General features: G+C 61.2%; 21 protein-coding genes. 7 read left to right on the forward strand and 14 right to left on the reverse strand.

Features of this window, described 5'->3' with window-relative positions:
- The 4 genes from B3V69_RS15045 to B3V69_RS15060 all read left to right on the forward strand — a co-directional run.
- On the forward strand, positions 1-728 hold a 728-nt coding region (locus B3V69_RS15045; RefSeq protein ID WP_296447826.1), incomplete at its 5' end, for a phosphonate ABC transporter ATP-binding protein.
- A gap of 11 nt (positions 729-739) precedes the next feature.
- Entirely contained in the window at positions 740-1,594 is an 855-nt protein-coding gene (locus B3V69_RS15050; protein WP_296447827.1) for a PhnE/PtxC family ABC transporter permease, read from the forward strand.
- A complete protein-coding gene (phnE, locus tag B3V69_RS15055; protein WP_296447828.1) occupies positions 1,591-2,424 on the forward strand; it encodes a phosphonate ABC transporter, permease protein PhnE in 834 nt (277 codons plus the stop codon). The genes B3V69_RS15050 and phnE overlap by 4 nt, the downstream gene beginning before the upstream one ends.
- A gap of 376 nt (positions 2,425-2,800) precedes the next feature.
- Positions 2,801-3,199, forward strand: a complete 399-nt coding sequence (locus B3V69_RS15060) for a DUF4148 domain-containing protein (protein ID WP_296447829.1) — start codon at positions 2,801-2,803, stop codon at positions 3,197-3,199.
- Between the two features lie 226 nt (positions 3,200-3,425).
- Here B3V69_RS15060 and B3V69_RS15065 read toward each other — a convergent pair whose 3' ends face one another.
- Positions 3,426-4,955, reverse strand: a complete 1,530-nt coding sequence (locus tag B3V69_RS15065) for a GspE/PulE family protein (protein ID WP_296447830.1) — start codon at positions 4,953-4,955, stop codon at positions 3,426-3,428.
- 15 nt (positions 4,956-4,970) lie between these two features.
- Positions 4,971-5,282, reverse strand: a complete 312-nt coding sequence (locus B3V69_RS15070; protein ID WP_296447831.1) for a hypothetical protein — start codon at positions 5,280-5,282, stop codon at positions 4,971-4,973.
- Positions 5,283-5,755: 473 nt separating this feature from the next.
- Here B3V69_RS15070 and rpoH point away from each other — a divergent pair, with 473 nt between their 5' ends.
- A complete protein-coding gene (gene rpoH / locus B3V69_RS15075) occupies positions 5,756-6,697 on the forward strand; it encodes an RNA polymerase sigma factor RpoH (protein WP_296447832.1) in 942 nt (313 codons plus the stop codon).
- A gap of 67 nt (positions 6,698-6,764) precedes the next feature.
- Entirely contained in the window at positions 6,765-7,760 is a 996-nt protein-coding gene (locus B3V69_RS15080) for a Bug family tripartite tricarboxylate transporter substrate binding protein (RefSeq protein ID WP_296447833.1), read from the forward strand.
- A 43-nt stretch (positions 7,761-7,803) separates the two neighbouring features.
- Here B3V69_RS15080 and B3V69_RS15085 read toward each other — a convergent pair whose 3' ends face one another.
- Genes B3V69_RS15085 through B3V69_RS15110 form a run of 6 tightly spaced genes read right to left on the reverse strand, consistent with a single transcriptional unit; the run spans position 7,804 to position 12,754 of the window.
- Positions 7,804-8,622, reverse strand: a complete 819-nt coding sequence (locus B3V69_RS15085) for a DNA alkylation repair protein (RefSeq protein ID WP_296447834.1) — start codon at positions 8,620-8,622, stop codon at positions 7,804-7,806.
- Between the two features lie 5 nt (positions 8,623-8,627).
- A complete protein-coding gene (locus B3V69_RS15090) occupies positions 8,628-9,233 on the reverse strand; it encodes an SCO family protein (protein WP_296447835.1) in 606 nt (201 codons plus the stop codon).
- 8 nt (positions 9,234-9,241) lie between these two features.
- Positions 9,242-10,138, reverse strand: coding sequence for a heme o synthase (cyoE, locus tag B3V69_RS15095; protein ID WP_296447836.1), 897 nt, complete (start codon positions 10,136-10,138; stop codon positions 9,242-9,244).
- Positions 10,135-11,280 carry a COX15/CtaA family protein gene (locus tag B3V69_RS15100; protein WP_296447846.1) on the reverse strand — a complete coding sequence of 382 codons (1,146 nt, stop codon included), beginning with the start codon at positions 11,278-11,280 and terminating at the stop codon, positions 10,135-10,137. The genes cyoE and B3V69_RS15100 overlap by 4 nt, the downstream gene beginning before the upstream one ends.
- Before the next feature lie 48 nt (positions 11,281-11,328).
- Positions 11,329-12,081 carry a hypothetical protein gene (locus B3V69_RS15105; RefSeq protein WP_296447837.1) on the reverse strand — a complete coding sequence of 251 codons (753 nt, stop codon included), beginning with the start codon at positions 12,079-12,081 and terminating at the stop codon, positions 11,329-11,331.
- Positions 12,032-12,754, reverse strand: coding sequence for an SURF1 family protein (locus tag B3V69_RS15110; protein WP_296447838.1), 723 nt, complete (start codon positions 12,752-12,754; stop codon positions 12,032-12,034). Before B3V69_RS15110 ends, B3V69_RS15105 begins: the two co-directional genes overlap by 50 nt.
- A gap of 15 nt (positions 12,755-12,769) precedes the next feature.
- Between B3V69_RS15110 and B3V69_RS15115 the strand changes: the two genes are divergently transcribed.
- Positions 12,770-12,991 (forward strand): twin transmembrane helix small protein, encoded by a 222-nt coding sequence (locus tag B3V69_RS15115; RefSeq protein ID WP_296447839.1) that lies wholly within the window; start codon positions 12,770-12,772, stop codon positions 12,989-12,991.
- 69 nt (positions 12,992-13,060) lie between these two features.
- Here the strand turns inward: B3V69_RS15115 and B3V69_RS15120 are convergent, their stop codons facing one another.
- From B3V69_RS15120 to B3V69_RS15145, 6 genes are all read right to left on the reverse strand, one after another.
- The gene (locus B3V69_RS15120; RefSeq protein WP_296447840.1) at positions 13,061-13,942 is read right to left on the reverse strand and encodes a cytochrome c oxidase subunit 3; all 882 of its coding nucleotides are present in this window, start codon (positions 13,940-13,942) and stop codon (positions 13,061-13,063) included.
- A 55-nt stretch (positions 13,943-13,997) separates the two neighbouring features.
- Positions 13,998-14,219, reverse strand: coding sequence for a DUF2970 domain-containing protein (locus B3V69_RS15125; protein WP_296447841.1), 222 nt, complete (start codon positions 14,217-14,219; stop codon positions 13,998-14,000).
- The gene (locus B3V69_RS15130) at positions 14,216-14,815 is read right to left on the reverse strand and encodes a cytochrome c oxidase assembly protein (protein WP_296447842.1); all 600 of its coding nucleotides are present in this window, start codon (positions 14,813-14,815) and stop codon (positions 14,216-14,218) included. The genes B3V69_RS15125 and B3V69_RS15130 overlap by 4 nt, the downstream gene beginning before the upstream one ends.
- Before the next feature lie 3 nt (positions 14,816-14,818).
- The gene (locus B3V69_RS15135) at positions 14,819-14,929 is read right to left on the reverse strand and encodes a cytochrome oxidase small assembly protein (RefSeq protein WP_296447843.1); all 111 of its coding nucleotides are present in this window, start codon (positions 14,927-14,929) and stop codon (positions 14,819-14,821) included.
- Between the two features lie 24 nt (positions 14,930-14,953).
- On the reverse strand, positions 14,954-16,567 hold the full coding sequence (gene ctaD / locus B3V69_RS15140; protein ID WP_296447844.1) for a cytochrome c oxidase subunit I: 1,614 nt from the start codon (positions 16,565-16,567) through the stop codon (positions 14,954-14,956).
- A 41-nt stretch (positions 16,568-16,608) separates the two neighbouring features.
- Positions 16,609-17,394 (reverse strand): c-type cytochrome (locus B3V69_RS15145; RefSeq protein ID WP_296447845.1); only part of this gene is annotated, 786 nt, incomplete at its 5' end.

Genomic DNA, 17,394 nt, shown 5'->3' on the forward strand with positions numbered 1-17,394 from the left:
GCGGGGCGCTGCAACTGGACGGCCGCAATCCCTGGGATTTGTCACGGAGCGAGCTGCAACGCCTGCGCGGCGAACTGTTCCTGGCGCCGCAGGTGCCGCCGCTGCCGCCACGGCAACGCGTGGTCACCACCGTGCTGGCCGGACGACTGCCGCACGAGAGCCTGTGGACCAGCGTGCGCAGCCTGTTTTACCCCACCGATATCGCGCTGGCCGACCAGGCGCTGGCGCGTTTTGACGTGAGTGACAAGCTGTTCGAACGGGTCGACCGGCTCTCCGGTGGCGAACGCCAGCGCGTCGGCCTGGCCCGCGCCCTATTGGCGTTGAGCGTCGCCGGGCCGCCCCAAGGCGCGAAGGCCCCCTCGGGGGGCAGCGCAGCACACAAGGTGGCAAGCGTGGGGGCGTCACTTTTGTTGGTGGACGAACCCCTGTCCGCGCTGGACCCGACCCGGGCGCAACAAGCGATCGAGTCGCTCACGCAAGCGGCCCACGAGCGCGGCGCCACGCTGGTCGCCACGCTGCACCATGTGGAGATGGCGCTGCGCCACTTCCCGCGCATCATCGGGCTGCGCGACGGTGAACTGGCTTTTGACCTGCCCGCCGCTCAGGTGACGCCAGAGCGCCTGCACCAGTTGTACGAGCAGCACCTGGACGAACTGACCGGCGCCCCACCGGCAGCGCTGCAAGACGCGCCGGCGGCGACTGCGCCCGTGGTCATGCATTGCCGATAGCGCGGCCGGCCATGCTGCTCCCCGTCCATCGACCCTTGCCCCGCGGCACCGCACCCGCCCTGCGCGACCCGGCCTGGCGCGGCCGCGTGTTCTGGGCGCTGGCCGGGCTGGTTCTGTTGTGGCCGATGGGAGTGCTGACCGAGTTCAAGCCCTGGCTGCTGCTGGAGCCCGACGCGCTCAAACCCACGCTGCGCTTTCTGGCGGACTTTGTGCCGCCCAAGGTGGATAGCGACTTTCTCGCCCTGGTGGCGCGCGAGACCTGGCGCACCGTCGCCATCGCCACCGCCGGCCTGACGCTGGCACTTGTGCTGGCGATTCCGCTGGCGCTGCTGTCGGTGCGGGTGCTGTCCATTTCGGCGCTGACCGGCCGCATGGCGCTGCTGCCCGCTGGCTTGCGGCAAATCGTGCGCTGGCTGCTGATCGTGCTGCGCAGCGTGCCCGAGCTGATCTGGGCCCTGGTGTTCGTGCGCGTGGTGGGGCTGGGCCCGACCTCCGGCGTGCTGGCCATTGCGCTGACTTACGGCGGCATGCTGGGCAAGGTCTATGCCGAAATTCTGGACAGCGGCGAAGCGCATGCCACCAGCAGCCTGCTGCGCAACGGCTCGGGCCGCCTGCAGGCCTTTTTGTACGCCCTGCTGCCGCAAAACGCGGGCGAGCTCACCAGCTACACGGTCTATCGCTGGGAATGCGCCATCCGCTCCTCCGCCGTGCTCGGCTTTGTCGGCGCTGGCGGTTTGGGGCAGCAAATGGACGCCTCGATGAAGATGTTCAACGGTTCCGAGGTCGCCACCATGCTGCTGGTGTTCATGGCCCTGGTCTGGCTGGCGGACCGCATCAGCGCCTGGCTCAGACGGGGGCTGGCATGAGCATCGACGTCAAGGCCGCCGCCAACGAGGTCTACAAACTGCCGCCCAAGCTGTTTGACGCGCGCTGCAAAGCCTGCTGGTTCGTGCTCGGCGTGTTGCTGCTGGTGGCCTTGAGCTTCTGGACGCTGGACCTGAAGTGGACGCAATTTCTGTCCGCCGACGCGTTCGCCAAAATGGGCAAATTCCTCGCTGAGCTGCTGCACCCCGAGACCAGCCCGGCGTTTGTGAAAAAACTGTTGGCCGCCACACTGGAGACATTGGCCATGTCGGCCCTGGGCACGCTGCTGGCGGTACTGCTCGGGCTGGCGCTGGCGCTGCCCGCCAGCAAGACCTTTGACGGCGACCCGGCGCGCTGGCGCACGCTGACCCGGCTGCTGCTCAACGCCTTGCGCAGCATTCCCGAGCTCATTTGGGCCACCTTGCTGCTGATTGCCGCCGGGCTGGGGCCGTTTGCCGGCACGCTGGCGCTGGGCTTGCACACCTCGGGTGTGCTGGGCCGCCTGTTCGCCGAGGCGATAGAAAACGCGCCGTCCGGCCCCGGCTTTGCCCTGCGGCTGCGCGGTGTCACCGAAGGCCGCGTATTTTTGTATGCCACCTTGCCGCAGGTGCTGCCGCAACTGCTGAGCTACACCTTGTACCGCTGGGAAAACAATATCCGCGCCGCCGCCATATTGGGCGTGGTGGGCGCTGGCGGGCTGGGCCAGATGCTGGCGTTTCACATGGGGCTGTTCCAGATGGGCGAGACCAGTTCCATCCTGATCGCCATGCTCTTGCTGGTGACGCTGGTGGATGGTCTAAGTTTTGCCAGCCGACGCTGGCTGGCCAGCTAGTGCCGTGTGCATTTTGCCGGATGCCGCGCAGCCGCAGTCAATAGCCCTCATCGGCCTCCGCTAGCGCCAGTCGGCGACCTGCCCATGGCCCGGGCTGCGGCGGCAAAGCCGCCTCCGTCGACCACGCACTGAAACACCCGCATTGATAAAAGACGGTCCATGATTGAAACAAATATATTTTTATTTGATGAATTATTTCAGTTTCAGCAATGGTTAATTACTGACCAAGTGGTTTTTAAAACACCTCTCCCCGCCTAAACTTCAGTCCATCGATGAGCCGAAACCAAATAGACGACTCACCGAGGCTGGACAAGACGGGACACGATGACGCCCGACCTGCCCGGAAATGTCTAACCACTTTTGAAGGAATCCCATCATGAACACCAAATTTGCCGCCACCGCTTTGATCCTCGCCTCCAGCCTGATCGCCAGCACCAGCTTTGCCGCCGATACCGGCGCACTGACTCGTGAGCAGGTTCGCGCCACTGTCTTGCAGGCCCGCGCCGAGGGCAGCATGCCGCACAACAGCGAGGTGCAGGTGATTGACTATTCGTCCATCCCCAGCACGACGACCCGCGAGGCCGTCAAGGCCGAGTACCTGGCCGCCCAGCAGGCCGGCACATTGTCCCAAAACAGCGAAGTGCAGGTGACTAACTATTCGGCCATCCCCAGCACGACGACCCGCGAAGCCGTCACCACCGACTACCTGGTCGCCAAGAGGACCGGCGCCTTGCCTAAACAAGGCGTCAACGGTGTTCCCGGCTTCTCCGCCTGATACCTGAGCGTGCCAGCCGCAAGGGTCACAGGGACCGGCCGGCGCTAAGCCCCATTGGCTTTCAGCCGCCCGCTTGCAATCCCGCCCCCGTGGCGGGATTTCTTTTGCCTCAACGAGGCTTGCTACGGGTAATGCCGCGCCATGGACTCGGCGACGCACACCGGTTTGACGGTGTTGGAAGCGTGATGGCACAACGGGTTTGGATCAAACCGCGCACGCCAGTGTGTCAGGCGTAAACCGTTCTGGCCTGCTTCAAATCAATCAGGCCGGCCACCACTTTCTCAAGCGCGTCCTGTCGCAGGGTTCGCATATCCGCTCCGGAGGCCTCGGCAAAAATTTCCGAGGTCGCGGCACGTGACTGAATCTTGTGCTTCATGTCACCCACGTTTTCCAGGACCTCATAGATGCCCGTGCGACCTTTATAGCCACGGCCACCACACCGTTCACACCCCACCGCATGGCACGTGGAGATTTGTGTCACAGGGGCACCCGAGACGGATGAAGCGGCCGCAACGAGCCGCTTGTGCCCCTCTTCAGCCGTCAAAGCCGTGCCATCAATGTATTCGTGTACCAGGGATTCATATTCGTCGCGCGAAAGCATCGTTGACACCGCACAGTGCTTGCACAAGCCACGAACCAGCCGTTGGGCCACGATACCGATCAGCGAATCCCCGAAGTTCATCGGATCCATGCCCAAATCCAGCAGACGGATCACGCTCTCCGCCGCGCTGTTGGTGTGCAATGTCGATAGAACCAGGTGACCCGTGAGTGAGGCTTCAATGCAAACACGCGCGGTTTCCTCGTCACGCACCTCACCGATCATGATGACGTCCGGATCTGCCCGCAGGAATGCCCGCATGGCGGTCGCGAACGTCACGCCAATTTTCGGGTTGACCTGAAGCTGTCGCAGCCCCGTTTGGGTAATTTCAATCGGATCTTCGGCCGTCCATATCTTTCGATTGTCGGTATTGATATGGGCCAGAAGCGAGTGCAGGGTGGTGGTTTTGCCCGAGCCGGTGGGCCCGCAGGCCAGGATAAGGCCAAACGGCCGCTCGGTCAGGCGTTTGATGATCTTGTCATCCCGGGCAGAGAACCCGAGCTGCGGCAGGGGGATGGGTTTGCTGGATGCCAACAGTCGCATGACCACGTCTTCAAGACTGTCATGGGTCGGCAATATGGCCACCCGCAGTTCAAGCTTGATATCGGAGAACTCATTGAAATTGATCTTGCCGTCCTGCGGTCGGCGTCGCTCGGAAATGTCCAGTCGGCTCATGATCTTGATCCGCGATACAAGGGCTGCCCGCAATGAAAACGGCAGCAACAGATAGTCTTCGAGATCACCATCTTTGCGAAAACGAATGCGCGATATGTCATCCCCCGCATTGGCTTCAATGTGAATATCAGAGGCCTTCTGTTCATGCGCATCAATGATCATCTGGTTGACCAGTTTGATCACGCTTGAGCTTTCATTGACCGCGTTGAACTGCTCCTGGTCACCCGCACCTTTTAACTCGATCAAGGCGTCAGTCAGCAGCGCGTGCACGTCCAGCGGCGGGTGATCCCCAACTCTGGACCAGACTTCGGAGTCGTTTCCTGCTGCGATGTCCGGCGGCACCTGGGCGTGGGTTTCCAGCGCCAGCCTTCGATCAATCTGGGCTTTCGGAGCCCATACCAGCGACACGATGCAATCGGCGATCATGCTCAACTGCAGCTCCAACTCACGCTGGAAGGGCGTGGAGGAAGCCGCATGCAGCACACCAGACTCCAGCCCCTATGGCAAAACATGGTGTTTGAAGGCCACCGGCCATGGCAGTCGATCAAGTGCCTGTGTTTCAACCTTAAAAGCGGTGGCATCGACTTCCGGCGTGTTGAGCATGTGCGCACGCGCATGTTCGAGCTGCAACTCGGTCACCAGTCCGGATTCAAGCAGCAGGTGTTCGGAACGCCGTTTTCCTTCTACCGGAATTATGGGGAGCTTGCCAAGGGATTCGATATCCACGAGTTTCAGATCAATGAGCGATTGGGCCAGGGACCTGATCGGCGCGCTTCTGGCGTTATGGATCAGCATGCGCAATTCGGTCATGTTCCGGGCCAGCCCAAGAAACAGTGCGGGTTCCTCAGCCAAGGGACAGGGGGGAAGTCTTGGCCCACTGATCAATCTGTATGGTCAGCTGGCTATCCATATATTGGACTCACTGGAACGTTGTTCTGCATGTCGCATGATTCATAGTGTATTGGGTCGGAGTCACTTGTTTCTTGAGGTGCAAGCTCTCTGCACATCAAACCCACCGTCCTCGAAAATAAGGTTATCGGCCTAAAACCGGGAGAAGTTGAAATCTCAATGAGGAAAGTTCAAAACTCGCTGCGAATCGACAGCGATCAAATGCTTCATTCAATATCTGTGCGTTGTCGTACAGACAACTCACCCTAAATTTGCCAATCTCAACCCATGTCAATTGGCCGTAGGGAAGTGCTATCGACTTCATTGAACTTTTGATTTGGCACTCGATCACAGAGAGTGCTAATATGATAACCATGACAAAAAGGAGTTCTGGAATGGCTTATCCAACTGGAGTTTCAGGTGCTGCGCTGGCGGTTGCCAACCCTTGGTCCTTGGTGCCCCCCTTGGGCAACCTGGACGCTTATATTTCGGCCGCCAATCGCCTGCCGATGCTGACGCTCGAAGAAGAGCAGGAGTTCTCGCGCAAGTTCAGGGCCGACAATGATCTGGATGCGGCGGGCAAGCTGGTGCTGTCTCACTTGCGGCTGGTGGTGTCGGTGTCGCGCCAGTACCTGGGCTACGGTTTGCCGCACGGCGACCTGATTCAGGAAGGCAATGTGGGCCTGATGAAGGCCGTCAAGCGCTTTGACCCCGATCAGGGCGTGCGCCTGGTGAGCTACGCCCTGCACTGGATCAAGGCCGAGATTCACGAGTACATCCTGAAAAACTGGCGCATGGTCAAGGTGGCGACCACCAAGTCCCAGCGCAAGCTGTTTTTCAACCTGCGCTCGATGAAGCAGCGCTACAAGTCGGACGACGCCGCGGCCGATGCCGGCACGCACCGCGAAACCCTGAACGAAGACCAGATCGACGCGATGGCGGCGACACTCAAGGTCAAGCGCGAAGAGGTCATCGAGATGGAAACCCGCTTGTCGGGCGGTGACGTGCTGCTTGACCCCAGCCCGTCGGACGACGGCGAGGACGCTTATGGCCCGATTGCCTACCTGACCGATGCCCGGCACGAGCCGACCGCGATGATCGAGGCCAGAGAGCGCGATGTGCTGGCCAGCGACGGCATTGCAACGGCGCTGGAAGCGCTCGATGAGCGCAGCCGGCGCATCGTGGAAGAGCGCTGGCTCAAGGTCAACGACGACAGCTCGGGCGGCATGACGCTGCACGAGTTGGCGGCCGAGTACGGTGTCAGCGCCGAGCGCATTCGCCAGATCGAGGTGGCGGCCATGAAGAAGATGAAAAAGACCCTGGCCGAATACGCCTGAGCCGCTCCGGCCTTTGAAACAAGGCAAACTCCGTAGGTTTTTTCACTGAAACCTACGGAGATTTTTCATGAGTTGTCCCGTGTTGCGACGCACCGCTCTGGTCCTCGCCCTGACCACGCTCGCCAGCTTCTCTTTCGCCCAGAAAGTGCAAACCAAGGCCGAAGCGCCCTGGCCGACCCGGCCCGTGCGCATCATCGTGGGCTTTCCAGGGGGCTCGTCGCCCGACCTGACGGCACGCACCCTGGCCGAGCCGCTGTCCAAGGCCTTGGGCCAGCCCGTGATCGTGGAAAACAAGGTCGGCGCCGGCGGCAACATCGCCGCCGACTACGTGGCCAAGGCGACCGACGGCCACACCATCGGCCTCATGATCAATGGCAACATGACGATTGCCAGGCTGCTCAACCCCAAGCTCAACTTCGACCCGCTCAAGGACCTCACCCCCGTCAGCCTGATCGGCGTCTCGCCCCTGGTGTTGACGGCGCCCGTGGGTTCGCCCGGCGTCACGGCACAGGACTTCTTTGTGGCGGCGCGCAAGGCGGGCGACCAATGGAGTTACGGCTCGCCGGGTGTCGGCACCGTCGGCCACATCGGCATGGAGCTGCTCAAGCGCCAGATCCACATCAACCCGGTGCATGTGCCCTACCCCGGCTATCCCCAGGTCGCCACCGCCATGATCGGCGGCCAGCTGCAGTTGTCGATGCTGCCGCCGGCGCTGGCGATGGCCCAGATCCGGAGTGGCAAGCTGCGCGCCATCGGCGTGACGTCCAGCGGGCGCAGCCCCCTGGTGCCGGAGCTGCCCAACATGACCGAGGCCGGAGTACAGGGCTTCAACCTGGAAATCTGGAACGCCGTGGCGGCGCCGAATGCACTGCCCAAGCCGGTGGTGGCCAAACTGTCCGCCTTGCTCAGCGACATCGCCCGCTCGCCCGAGGTGCGGCAAAAGCTGTTCCAGCAGGGCTGGCAGGTGGTGGGCACCACGTCCGAGGGCTTGGCCCGGCGCATCAAACTCGATACCGCCTTGCTCGGCGGCGTCATTGCAATGCAGGGCATCAAGCCCGAATAGTTTCCGAATCGGCCTGCAGCCCCCGTCAAGAGGGCGCAAACAGCTATGATTTCGATAGCGTACGCGGGGCGCGACGTACCAGGTAACGGGTCTGGGGCGCAGCCGACTCATCGAGCCAGCGATCACACACTTCGCTGACCCATTGCGGCTGTGATTTGCTGGCGTCGTTGAGCCAGTTGGCCACCGAGTTCTGCACATAGCGGCTGGGGTCGGCGCGCAGCGGCTCCAGCAGATTCAATGCCCGCCACGGCTCGGCTTTGAGCGCCTCGATCTGGGCGCACCAGACACCACGCGGACGGGTCGCCTCACTGGCGAAGCGGCGGATGTTGGGGTCGGCGTCCAGCACCCAGGGCTGCAGCAGCGTCAGGCCCTCGTCCAGCGATCCCAGCAGCTCGTCGCGCAGCGCCATCCAGGCGATTTCGCGCACGCCGAAGTGCCGGTCCGCCGCGAAGCGCCGCACCGCTTGCAGCTTATTCGGCAAAGTCAGGCCGGACAGCATGACCCACTGGGCCGCCCAGCAACGGGCCACGTCACTGGCATGGGTGGCCAGGCGATGGGCGATGGCATCACGCTCGGGATGGGAAGCAGCCAGGTCGTACAAGGCGCGCGCCACATGCAAATGGCGCTTCATGGGCTTGAAGGCACCCAGCATGGCCAGCGTGTCGCTCAGGCGTTCATGCGCGGGATCCAGCCCGATCTGCGCCGCCACGCCAGCGGTGAGTCGCGCCAGGTCAATCGCCAGAAATTCGTTGAGGTTGACGGTCTCGATCAATCCCGCGTTCAGCGCCGTCAGCACCGGCGGCGGAATCAGCGCGATGCGGGCCGCGCCGGTGCGCCCCAGCAAGGGCTGGACGTCGGTCATGCCGCCTACTGCTGCAGCAACAGCCTGATATCGGCCGCCAGCGGCGCCGCGCCGGTGCCGTAGCGGGTGTACAAACGCAGCTTGCCGTGCGTGTCGTAGACATAGCTGCCGGCCGAATGGTCCATGGTGTAGCTGGTGGGTGTCTTGCCGTCGACCTTCTTGAAGTACACCTTGTACTCCTTGGCGAGGGCTTCGAGTTTCTCGGGCGTGGTGTAGAGCGCCAGAAAGGTCGGATCAAAATTGGCCATGTAGGCTTTGAGCACGGCTGGTGTGTCGCGCGCAGGATCGACAGTGACAAACAGGCCCTGCAGGCGCTCACCGTCCTGGCCCAACAGCTTCTTGACCTCGGCCAGTTCGGCCATGGAGGTCGGGCACACATCCGGGCATTGCGTGTAGCCGAAGAACAGCACCACCACCTTGCCGGCAAAGTCCTTGAGGCTTCTGGGCTGGCCGTTGTGGTCGGTCAAGGCAAAATCTCGGGCGTAGTCGGCGCCGGTGAGGTCGATTGCGGAAAAACCCGGCCTATTCTCGGAACATGCAGAAATAATGCCTGTAGCCCCCGCCATACAAGCGCAGGCAGCTATAAATTTAAGAGCACTTCGTTTGTTCATGGGGTCCATCAGAGTACATAGTGATCCACCAGCAACGCGGCAAACAGCACGCTGAGGTGAATGAGCGAGAAGCGAAAGGTCTTGCGCGCCAGCGCATCCGAGTAGTCGCGCCAGAGCCAGAAACCATAGAGACAAAAGCCGACACTCAACACCAACGCGGCGATCAGGTAAATCCAGGAACTCATGCCGTAGATGTAAGGCATCAGGCAAACAGCGAACAGCATGACGGTATACAGCAGCACCATCAAGCGCGTGAACTCGTTGCCATGCGTCACCGGCAGCATCGGCAGGCCCGACTTGCGGTAGTCTTCCACGCGGTACAGCGCCAGCGCCCAGAAGTGCGGCGGCGTCCACAGGAAAATGATCAGAAACAAAATAAGGGCTTCCGGCCCGACGTTCCCCGCCATGGCGGCCCAGCCCAGCACCGGCGGCATGGCGCCCGACGCGCCGCCAATCACGATGTTTTGCGGCGTCAGCGGTTTCAGGATCACGGTGTAAACCACCGCGTACCCGATGAAGGTGGCGAAGGTCAGCCACATGGTCAGCGGGTTGACCCAGAGATACAGCAGCGTCGAACCCAGCACGCACAACACTGCCGAGAACAGCAGGGTCTGGCGGTCGTTCAACTCGCCCCGGGCGGTGGGGCGCCAGGCGGTGCGCTTCATCTTGGCGTCGATGCCTTTTTCGACAATGCAATTGAAGGCCGCCGCCGCGCCCGCCACCAGCCAGATGCCCAGGCAGGCGAGCAGCGCGACCCTGACCTCGGCCCACGAGGGCACACCCGGCACGGCCAGCACCATGCCAATCAGGGCGCAGAACACGATCAGCTGAATGACGCGCGGCTTGGTCAGGGCATAAAACTGCCTGAACACCGAAACTTGAACACTGAAAAAGTTGTCACTCATGCGGAGAATCTCGAAACAGGCCGTTCTGGGGCCAGGGACGCCAGGGTGGCGTTGCGCGTGCGGCTGGCCGCTACCGCCCAGGTCATGACGACGACCAGCGCGCCGGCCCCGCCGGTGTGCAAAATCGCGGCCACCAGCGGCCAGTCCAGCACCACATTGCTTAAACCCGTGGCCAATTGCAGACCGGTGAGTGCGGCCAGCCAGCGCGAGGGGCCGCGCAGCGCCGCCACGCGGTTCAGGCGCCAGGCCAGTACGCCGAGCAAGCTCAGGACCACGAACGCCATGAGGCGGTGAACGTAGTGGATGGCGGTCAAGGCGGAAAAGGTGATGGGCTCGCCGGCCCCGGTCAGCCCCAGATTGCGCCAGAGCTCAAAGCCCTGCCGGAAGTTCATCGGCGGCCACCAGCTGCTCTGGCACCTGGGAAAGTCGGTGCAGGCCAGCACCGCGTAATTGGTGCTGACCCAGCCGCCCAGGAAGATTTGCAGCGCCAGCAGCGCAAAAGACAGGCCCAGCAGCCATCGCAAACCGGGGGAGATGGCAACCGGTGCAGTCCCGCCATCGAGCTGCGCAGAGCGCAGCACCTGCACGCACAGCAGGGCCAGCAGCACCAAGCCACCCACCAGATGAAGCGTGACGATGGCGGGAAACAACTTCATGGTGACCGTCAGCGCGCCAAACGCGCCCTGAAGGCAAACCCACAGCAGCGTCAGCGTCGGCCACCACGGACTGGTGGGACGGGTCGACGCTTTTCGCCCTCGCGCCTTCCAGGCGGCCCAGCCGATCCACGCCACCACCGCCAGCACCAGGATCAGCACGCCGACGCTGGTCGCCAGGTAACGATGAACCATTTCCACCCAGGCCTTGCCGTGCGTCACGGGGCCGGTGGGCATGGCGGCTTGGGCCGCCTCGATCGGGGCATGGGCGCCAATCGGGCTGGCGTGGCCATAACAGCCCGGCCAGTCGGGACAGCCCAGACCCGAATCGGTCAAACGCGTGAAGGCGCCAAACATGACCAGATCAAAGGTGAGGAACAGCGTCAGCAGCGTGAGGGCATGCAGCCGTCGCAGCGGCGTGGCGCGCCGGGTGCGCAGCCAGACCCAAGCCAAAGGCCCAAGCGCCAGCATCACACCGACGAACATCATGCGCGCCAGCGGTGACAGGTCATAGAGCGCTTGCACCTGGAGCTCCTCTTATTTGCCCGCCGCAGCGTCGGACTCTCGCCCGGGCTGGTCCCACGACGCAGAGGCACGCAAAAGCCGCTCCAGATCCCGTTTTGCCGGGGTGGCACTGGCGACCGTCAAATTGGCCGGGAACCGCATCATCCAGTTGCCCATCGGGTCCACAAGGTACAGGTGCTCGGCAAGCTGGTGGCCGCTGGCCGGTGCCAGCCAGGCTGACAAGCCGGCCATGGGTACGCGCAAGACCGTGGCGCTTTTGAGCGCCGGCAGCAGCTGGTCGGGCAGCGGGGTGTCGTCCGGGATCAGCCAGACCCAGTCCACCCGGTCCTTGTCCTTGCCCAGGCTCTCGCGCAGCTGATGCTGCAGGTACAAATGGCGGCTGCAGGCTTCGTCGCAAGCGCCACCCGCCACGCTCATCAACAACCATTGGCCTCTGAGCGCCTTGAGGTTGCCTTGCTGGCCACCCAGGCTCACGCTGGCCTGGTCGGGCAAAGGACGCTGGGGATCAATCAACTCACCGAAATTGCGGCGTCCTTCCGGGCGCACAACGTAATACATGAAATAGGAGGCGATCACCGGTGCGGCGCAGACCAGCAGCACGGCAATCATCTTCCAGCGTCCGCGCACGGTTCGCTGCGCCTCGGCATCCATGGACTGCTCAGGCGTGGGCATGGAGTGAACGGTCAGGCCCAGGGGCCTGTCACTCCGTTGGGATTCAGGCGCGGCGCCGGTGGAGGAATCGTCTAACAATTTGAAACCAGACATAAAGAATTGCAATCAGACTACTCAGTCCGAACCATTGGAACGCATAACCGTAGTTTTTCTCCACGCCACTGCCCGCTTCCGGCCAGTCACGCGCCAGCCCGTCGCTGGCCGCGCCGGTTTGCTGAATTGAAACGGCCATCAACGGCAATCCCGACTCGGCACTGAATTGAGCCAGGTCCAGATTTTGCCGGATAAGGCCCGTCCCGGACGCGCCGAGCTCGTATAGCTTGGCGGGCGGCGGGGCAATCCGTCCCTGAACCTCAATCAAGCCGGCCGGTGTGTCGATTTTTGGAACACTGGCGCGGTCCATGAAATTTCGCAGCACCCAGCCGCGCTGAACCAGCACCACCGCGCGACTGCCCTCCAGATGGAACGGCGTCACCACGTAGAAACCGAATTTGCCATGCATCAGCCGGTTGTCCAGAAAAATGGTTTTGTCGCCAACCCAGGCCCCGCGCAGAGTGATTCTGCGGTGAATCGCCTGTGCCGGGTTCTCCAGGGCAGCCAGAGCGCCAGCGTCCAACACCGCACGCTGGCCTTGTTTTTCGATGGCCGCATGCATGGCTTCCTTTTGCGCCGCACGGGACAACTGCCAGCGCCCCAAAGACAAGGTGGCCACCAGCGCCAGCAGCGCGGCGGCCGTGATCAACCAGAACTTCAGGCGCGTACTCACGCGATAATCCAGCTCATGAAGTATTTTGTCATTCTTGCTTTTATGGCCATCGTCGGCAGTCTGGGCGTGGCTCTTTTTTTCATGATGAAGGATGGGGCTAAAGGCAAGGGCAGGTCCAGCAACATGGCCCGCGCGCTGGGACTTCGGGTGGGACTGTCCATTGTGCTGTTTGTGTGCATTTTGCTCGCCTGGAAACTCGGCTACATCCAGCCGACCGGCATCCCTTCGGGACAGTAGCCCATTCATCGGCCACAACAATCAAAAAGGCACCGCGCGCGGTGCCTTTTTTTGCGTCAGTGCCGCGGTCTACATCCAGTAAACCGTCACATAAAGTCCAAGCCACACGACGTCCACGAAGTGCCAGTACCAGGCGGCGCCTTCAAAACCGAAATGACGCTCGGCCGTGAAGTGCCCTTTTTGCAGCCGCAAGGTAATGAACAGCAGCATCAACATGCCGACGAACACGTGAAAGCCGTGGAAACCGGTCAGCATGAAGAAGGTCGACCCATAGACGCCCGACGTCAGCTTCAGGTTGAGTTCATGGTAAGCGTGGAAGTACTCGTAGCCCTGGACCGACAGGAACACGATACCCAGCAACACCGTGAGCCACATGAAGGCAATGGTCCGGCCACGATGGCCAGCGATCAGCGCGTGGTGCGCCACGGTCAAGGTCACACCGGAACTCAGCAGCAAGGCGGTATTGATGGTGGGCAACCAGAACGGTGTCATGGTCGTGAAGGGTTCCACGGTCCCGGCGGGCGATGCCGTCACGCCAGCCGCCAGGCTGGGCCAAACGGCCTTGAAATCAGGCCAGAGCACGGCATTTTCGACGCCGCCCAAGGCCGGTACCGAATGGGCGCGGGCCCACCACAAGGCCGTGAAAAAAGCGCCGAAAAACATCACTTCCGAGAAGATGAACCAGCTCATGCTCCAACGGAAAGACAAATCGACCTTGTGTCCATACTGGCCGCCTTCGCTTTCGCCAACAGACTGGCTGAACCACTGGAACAGAACGCCCAGGAACCACACCATGCCGAAGGCCAGCAAGTACTTGCCCCAGTCCGCACCATTGATCCATTGACCGGCGCCAAAGAAGACACATAGCAGACCGAACGCGGCCAAAGCGGGATGCCGTGACGGGCCAGGCACAAAGTAATACGGGGTTGTACCGTGTGTTGTTGAACTCATTTCAGATCCATTCCTTCCAGTTCTCTTCAATCTATTCCAGCTGCGCCGAGGGGCCTTATTTGGCCACAACCCAGTTCACCAGCACTATCAAACCAACGACAAAAATGACGGCCCCGGCAATACCCACCACGATAATATGAAAGGGACTAACCTGGGCCATGTCTTCCTGCGATTCACTACTTTTTCGAATTCCAAAAAATGACCAGCCCACCATGCGGATGCTGCGCCAGAACGAGCCGCCGGGCGCCCGATTTTTGTTCCGCTCGCCCTCCGTCATGAACCCGCTCCGGGAGCGCCATGCTCGCTGGCATCGGCCACCGGCGGCGTCGGTGTTTTGCCACCCACTTCGAAGAACGTGTAGGACAAGGTGATCGTCTTCACATCCTTCGACAGCTTGGAATCAATCACAAAAACAACCGGCCAGAATTTCTTCTCACCCGGCTCCAGCGTGTACTGGTTAAAACAGAAACACTCCAGCTTGTTGAAATGGGTGCTGGCCTGCATCGGGGCATAGCTCGGGATGGCCTGCGCCGACATGCGGCGCTTCTGCACGTTCTGGAACTCGTACATCACCGTAGCGAGTTCACCGGGGTGAACCTGCAATGAACGCACCGCAGGTTTGAACTCCCAGGGACCGCGCGAATTGGCATCGAACTCCACCGTGATGGTGCGGCTGGTGTCGACCTGGGTATTGGCGGGCAAGCTCGCCTTGGCGCCCGGAATGGCCCGCTCACCCAGCGCCAGGACGTTGATGCCGGTTGCCTCACAAATGGCTTTGTAAATCGGCACCAACGCATACCCGAACCCGAACATGCCAGCCGCCACAACGACCAGCTTGCCTACCATCCTGATATTGGCGTGACGCAGATTCATGACCTATCGGCTCAGAAAAAATATCTTGGCCACGAAGCCGACAAAAAACACCAAAGCCACCGATGCCAGGATCAGTCCGGTTTTCAGGTTGGTTTTTCTTTGTTCAGGTGTCATGTCTCGGCTCCGGTTTACCTTGCATCAGGCGATGATTTTGGTCGCCGTTGCGTCCAGCTTGGGTGGCGTCGCAAAAGTGTGAAAAGGTGCTGGCGAGGGCACTTCCCACTCCAGGCCTTCAGCGCCCTCCCAAGGCTTTTGCGCCGCTGGTTGACCCTTGCCCCGCATCGTGGGCAGCACGATGAAGAGGAAGAAATAAACCTGCGCAAAACCGAAGAAGAAAGCACCGACGGACGCCAGCGCATTGAAATCGGCGAACTGCATCGGATAGTCGGCATAGCGACGCGGCATGCCGGCCAAACCGAGGAAGTGCATCGGGAAGAAGGTGACGTTGAACGCAATCATGGACCACCAGAAATGGATCTTGCCGCGTGATTCCTTGTACATCACGCCGGTCCATTTCGGTGACCAGTAATAGAAGCCGGCAAACATGGCGAACAGGGAACCGGCCACCAGCACGTAGTGAAAGTGTGCCACCACGTAATAAGTGTCCTGAACCTGGATGTCAATCGGCGCCATGGCCAAAATCAGGCCGGTGAAGCCACCGATGGTGAACACAAAAATGAACCCGACCGCAAACAGCATGGGGGTCTCGAAGGTCATCGAACCCTGCCACATGGTGGCGATCCAGTTGAAAATTTTCACGGCGGTGGGCACGGCGATCAGCATCGTGGCGTACATGAAAAACAGCTGGCCCGTGACCGGCATGCCGGTGGTGAACATGTGGTGCGCCCAGACGATGAAGCTCAGAATAGCGATGGAGGACGTGGCGTACACCATGGAGGCGTAGCCGAACAATTTCTTGCGCGCAAAAGCGGGCACGATCTGGCTGATGATGCCGAAGGCCGGCAAGATCATGATGTAGACCTCGGGGTGGCCGAAGAACCAGAAGATGTGCTGGAACATGACCGGGTCACCGCCGCCCGCCGGGTTGAAGAAACTGGTGCCAAAGTGGCGATCCGTCAGCGTCATCGTGATGGCGCCTGCCAGCACCGGCATCACGGCGATCAGCAGGTAAGCCGTGATCAGCCAGGTCCAGCAGAACATGGGCATCTTCATCAGCGTCATGCCGGGCGCGCGCATGTTCAGAATGGTCACGATGATGTTGATCGAGCCCATGATGGAACTCGCACCCATGATGTGCAGCGCGAAAATGGCAATATCCATGCTGGGGCCCATTTGCAGGGTCAGCGGCGCATACATCGTCCAGCCGGCAGCAGGCGCGCCACCAGGCATGAAAAACGAGCCGGCCACCATCAGACCCGCCGGAATCAACAGCCAGAAGCTGAAGTTGTTCATGCGTGCAAAAGCCATGTCAGCCGCGCCAATTTGCAGCGGAATCATCCAGTTCGCGAATCCAACAAAGGCAGGCATGATGGCGCCAAACACCATGATGATGCCGTGCATGGTGGTGAGTTGGTTGAACAGTTCGGGATTGACGATCTGCAGGCCCGGCTGGAACAGTTCGGCACGAATGATCAAGGCCAGCACGCCGCCGATCATCAGCATGGTGAAACTGAACAACATGTACAGCGTACCGATGTCTTTGTGGTTGGTCGCGAACACCCAGCGGCGCCAGCCCGTGGGCGCGTGGTCGTGGTGATCGTCGTGGGCGTGATGGTCTAGAACGGCACTCATTCTGATTTCTTTCTCAATACTTGTATGCGTGGAGCGGCCGCTTATTTGCGGGCAGCGGCAACGTCAGAGGGCTGAACCAGTTGACCGGTCTTATTGGACCAGTTGTTCTTGGTGTAGGTAACGACCGCGGCGATGTCCGTATCGCTGAGTTGCTTCCACGACGGCATCATATTGGTCTGACCATTGGGGAGAACAACCGTCCGACCATGGAGCACCACGGCAATCTGCACACCCTTGTCGGCATCTTGCACCACGGCAGAGCCATCGAGCGGCTTGATCGGGCCCGCGCCCTTGCCATTCGGTTGGTGGCAGATGGCACAGTTGGCGGCATACACTTTTTCGCCCCGCTTGCTAATGTCTTCCGCGGTCCAGACCTTGCTTGGATCGTCGGCTTTGGCGGCCATTCTTTTCTTCTCGCCATCCACCCACAGCGAGTAGTCCTGGGCCGACAGCACCTTCACGTGGATTGGCATGTAAGCATGCTCCTTGCCACACAACTCGGCGCACTGACCGTAATAGTCACCGACTTTTTCCGCGCGGAACCAGGTGTCGCGCACAAAGCCGGGAATGGCGTCCTGCTTGACGCCGAAAGACGGCACCATCCAGGCATGAATCACGTCAATGGCCGTGGTAATGATACGAATTTTCTTGTTGACGGGAACCACCAGCGGGTGATCGACCTTGAGCAGGTAGTCGTCCACGACTTCACCCTTCTTCGGGCCGCCGTTGTTGGACATCTCACGCTGCGTGGTGTCCAGCGCCGAGATGAAGCCAATGCCCTCGCCCTCGCCCTTGAGGTAATCGTAGCCCCATTTCCACTGCATGCC

The organism is Rhodoferax sp. UBA5149 (assembly GCF_002413825.1).
GTDB lineage: Bacteria > Pseudomonadota > Gammaproteobacteria > Burkholderiales > Burkholderiaceae_C > Rhodoferax.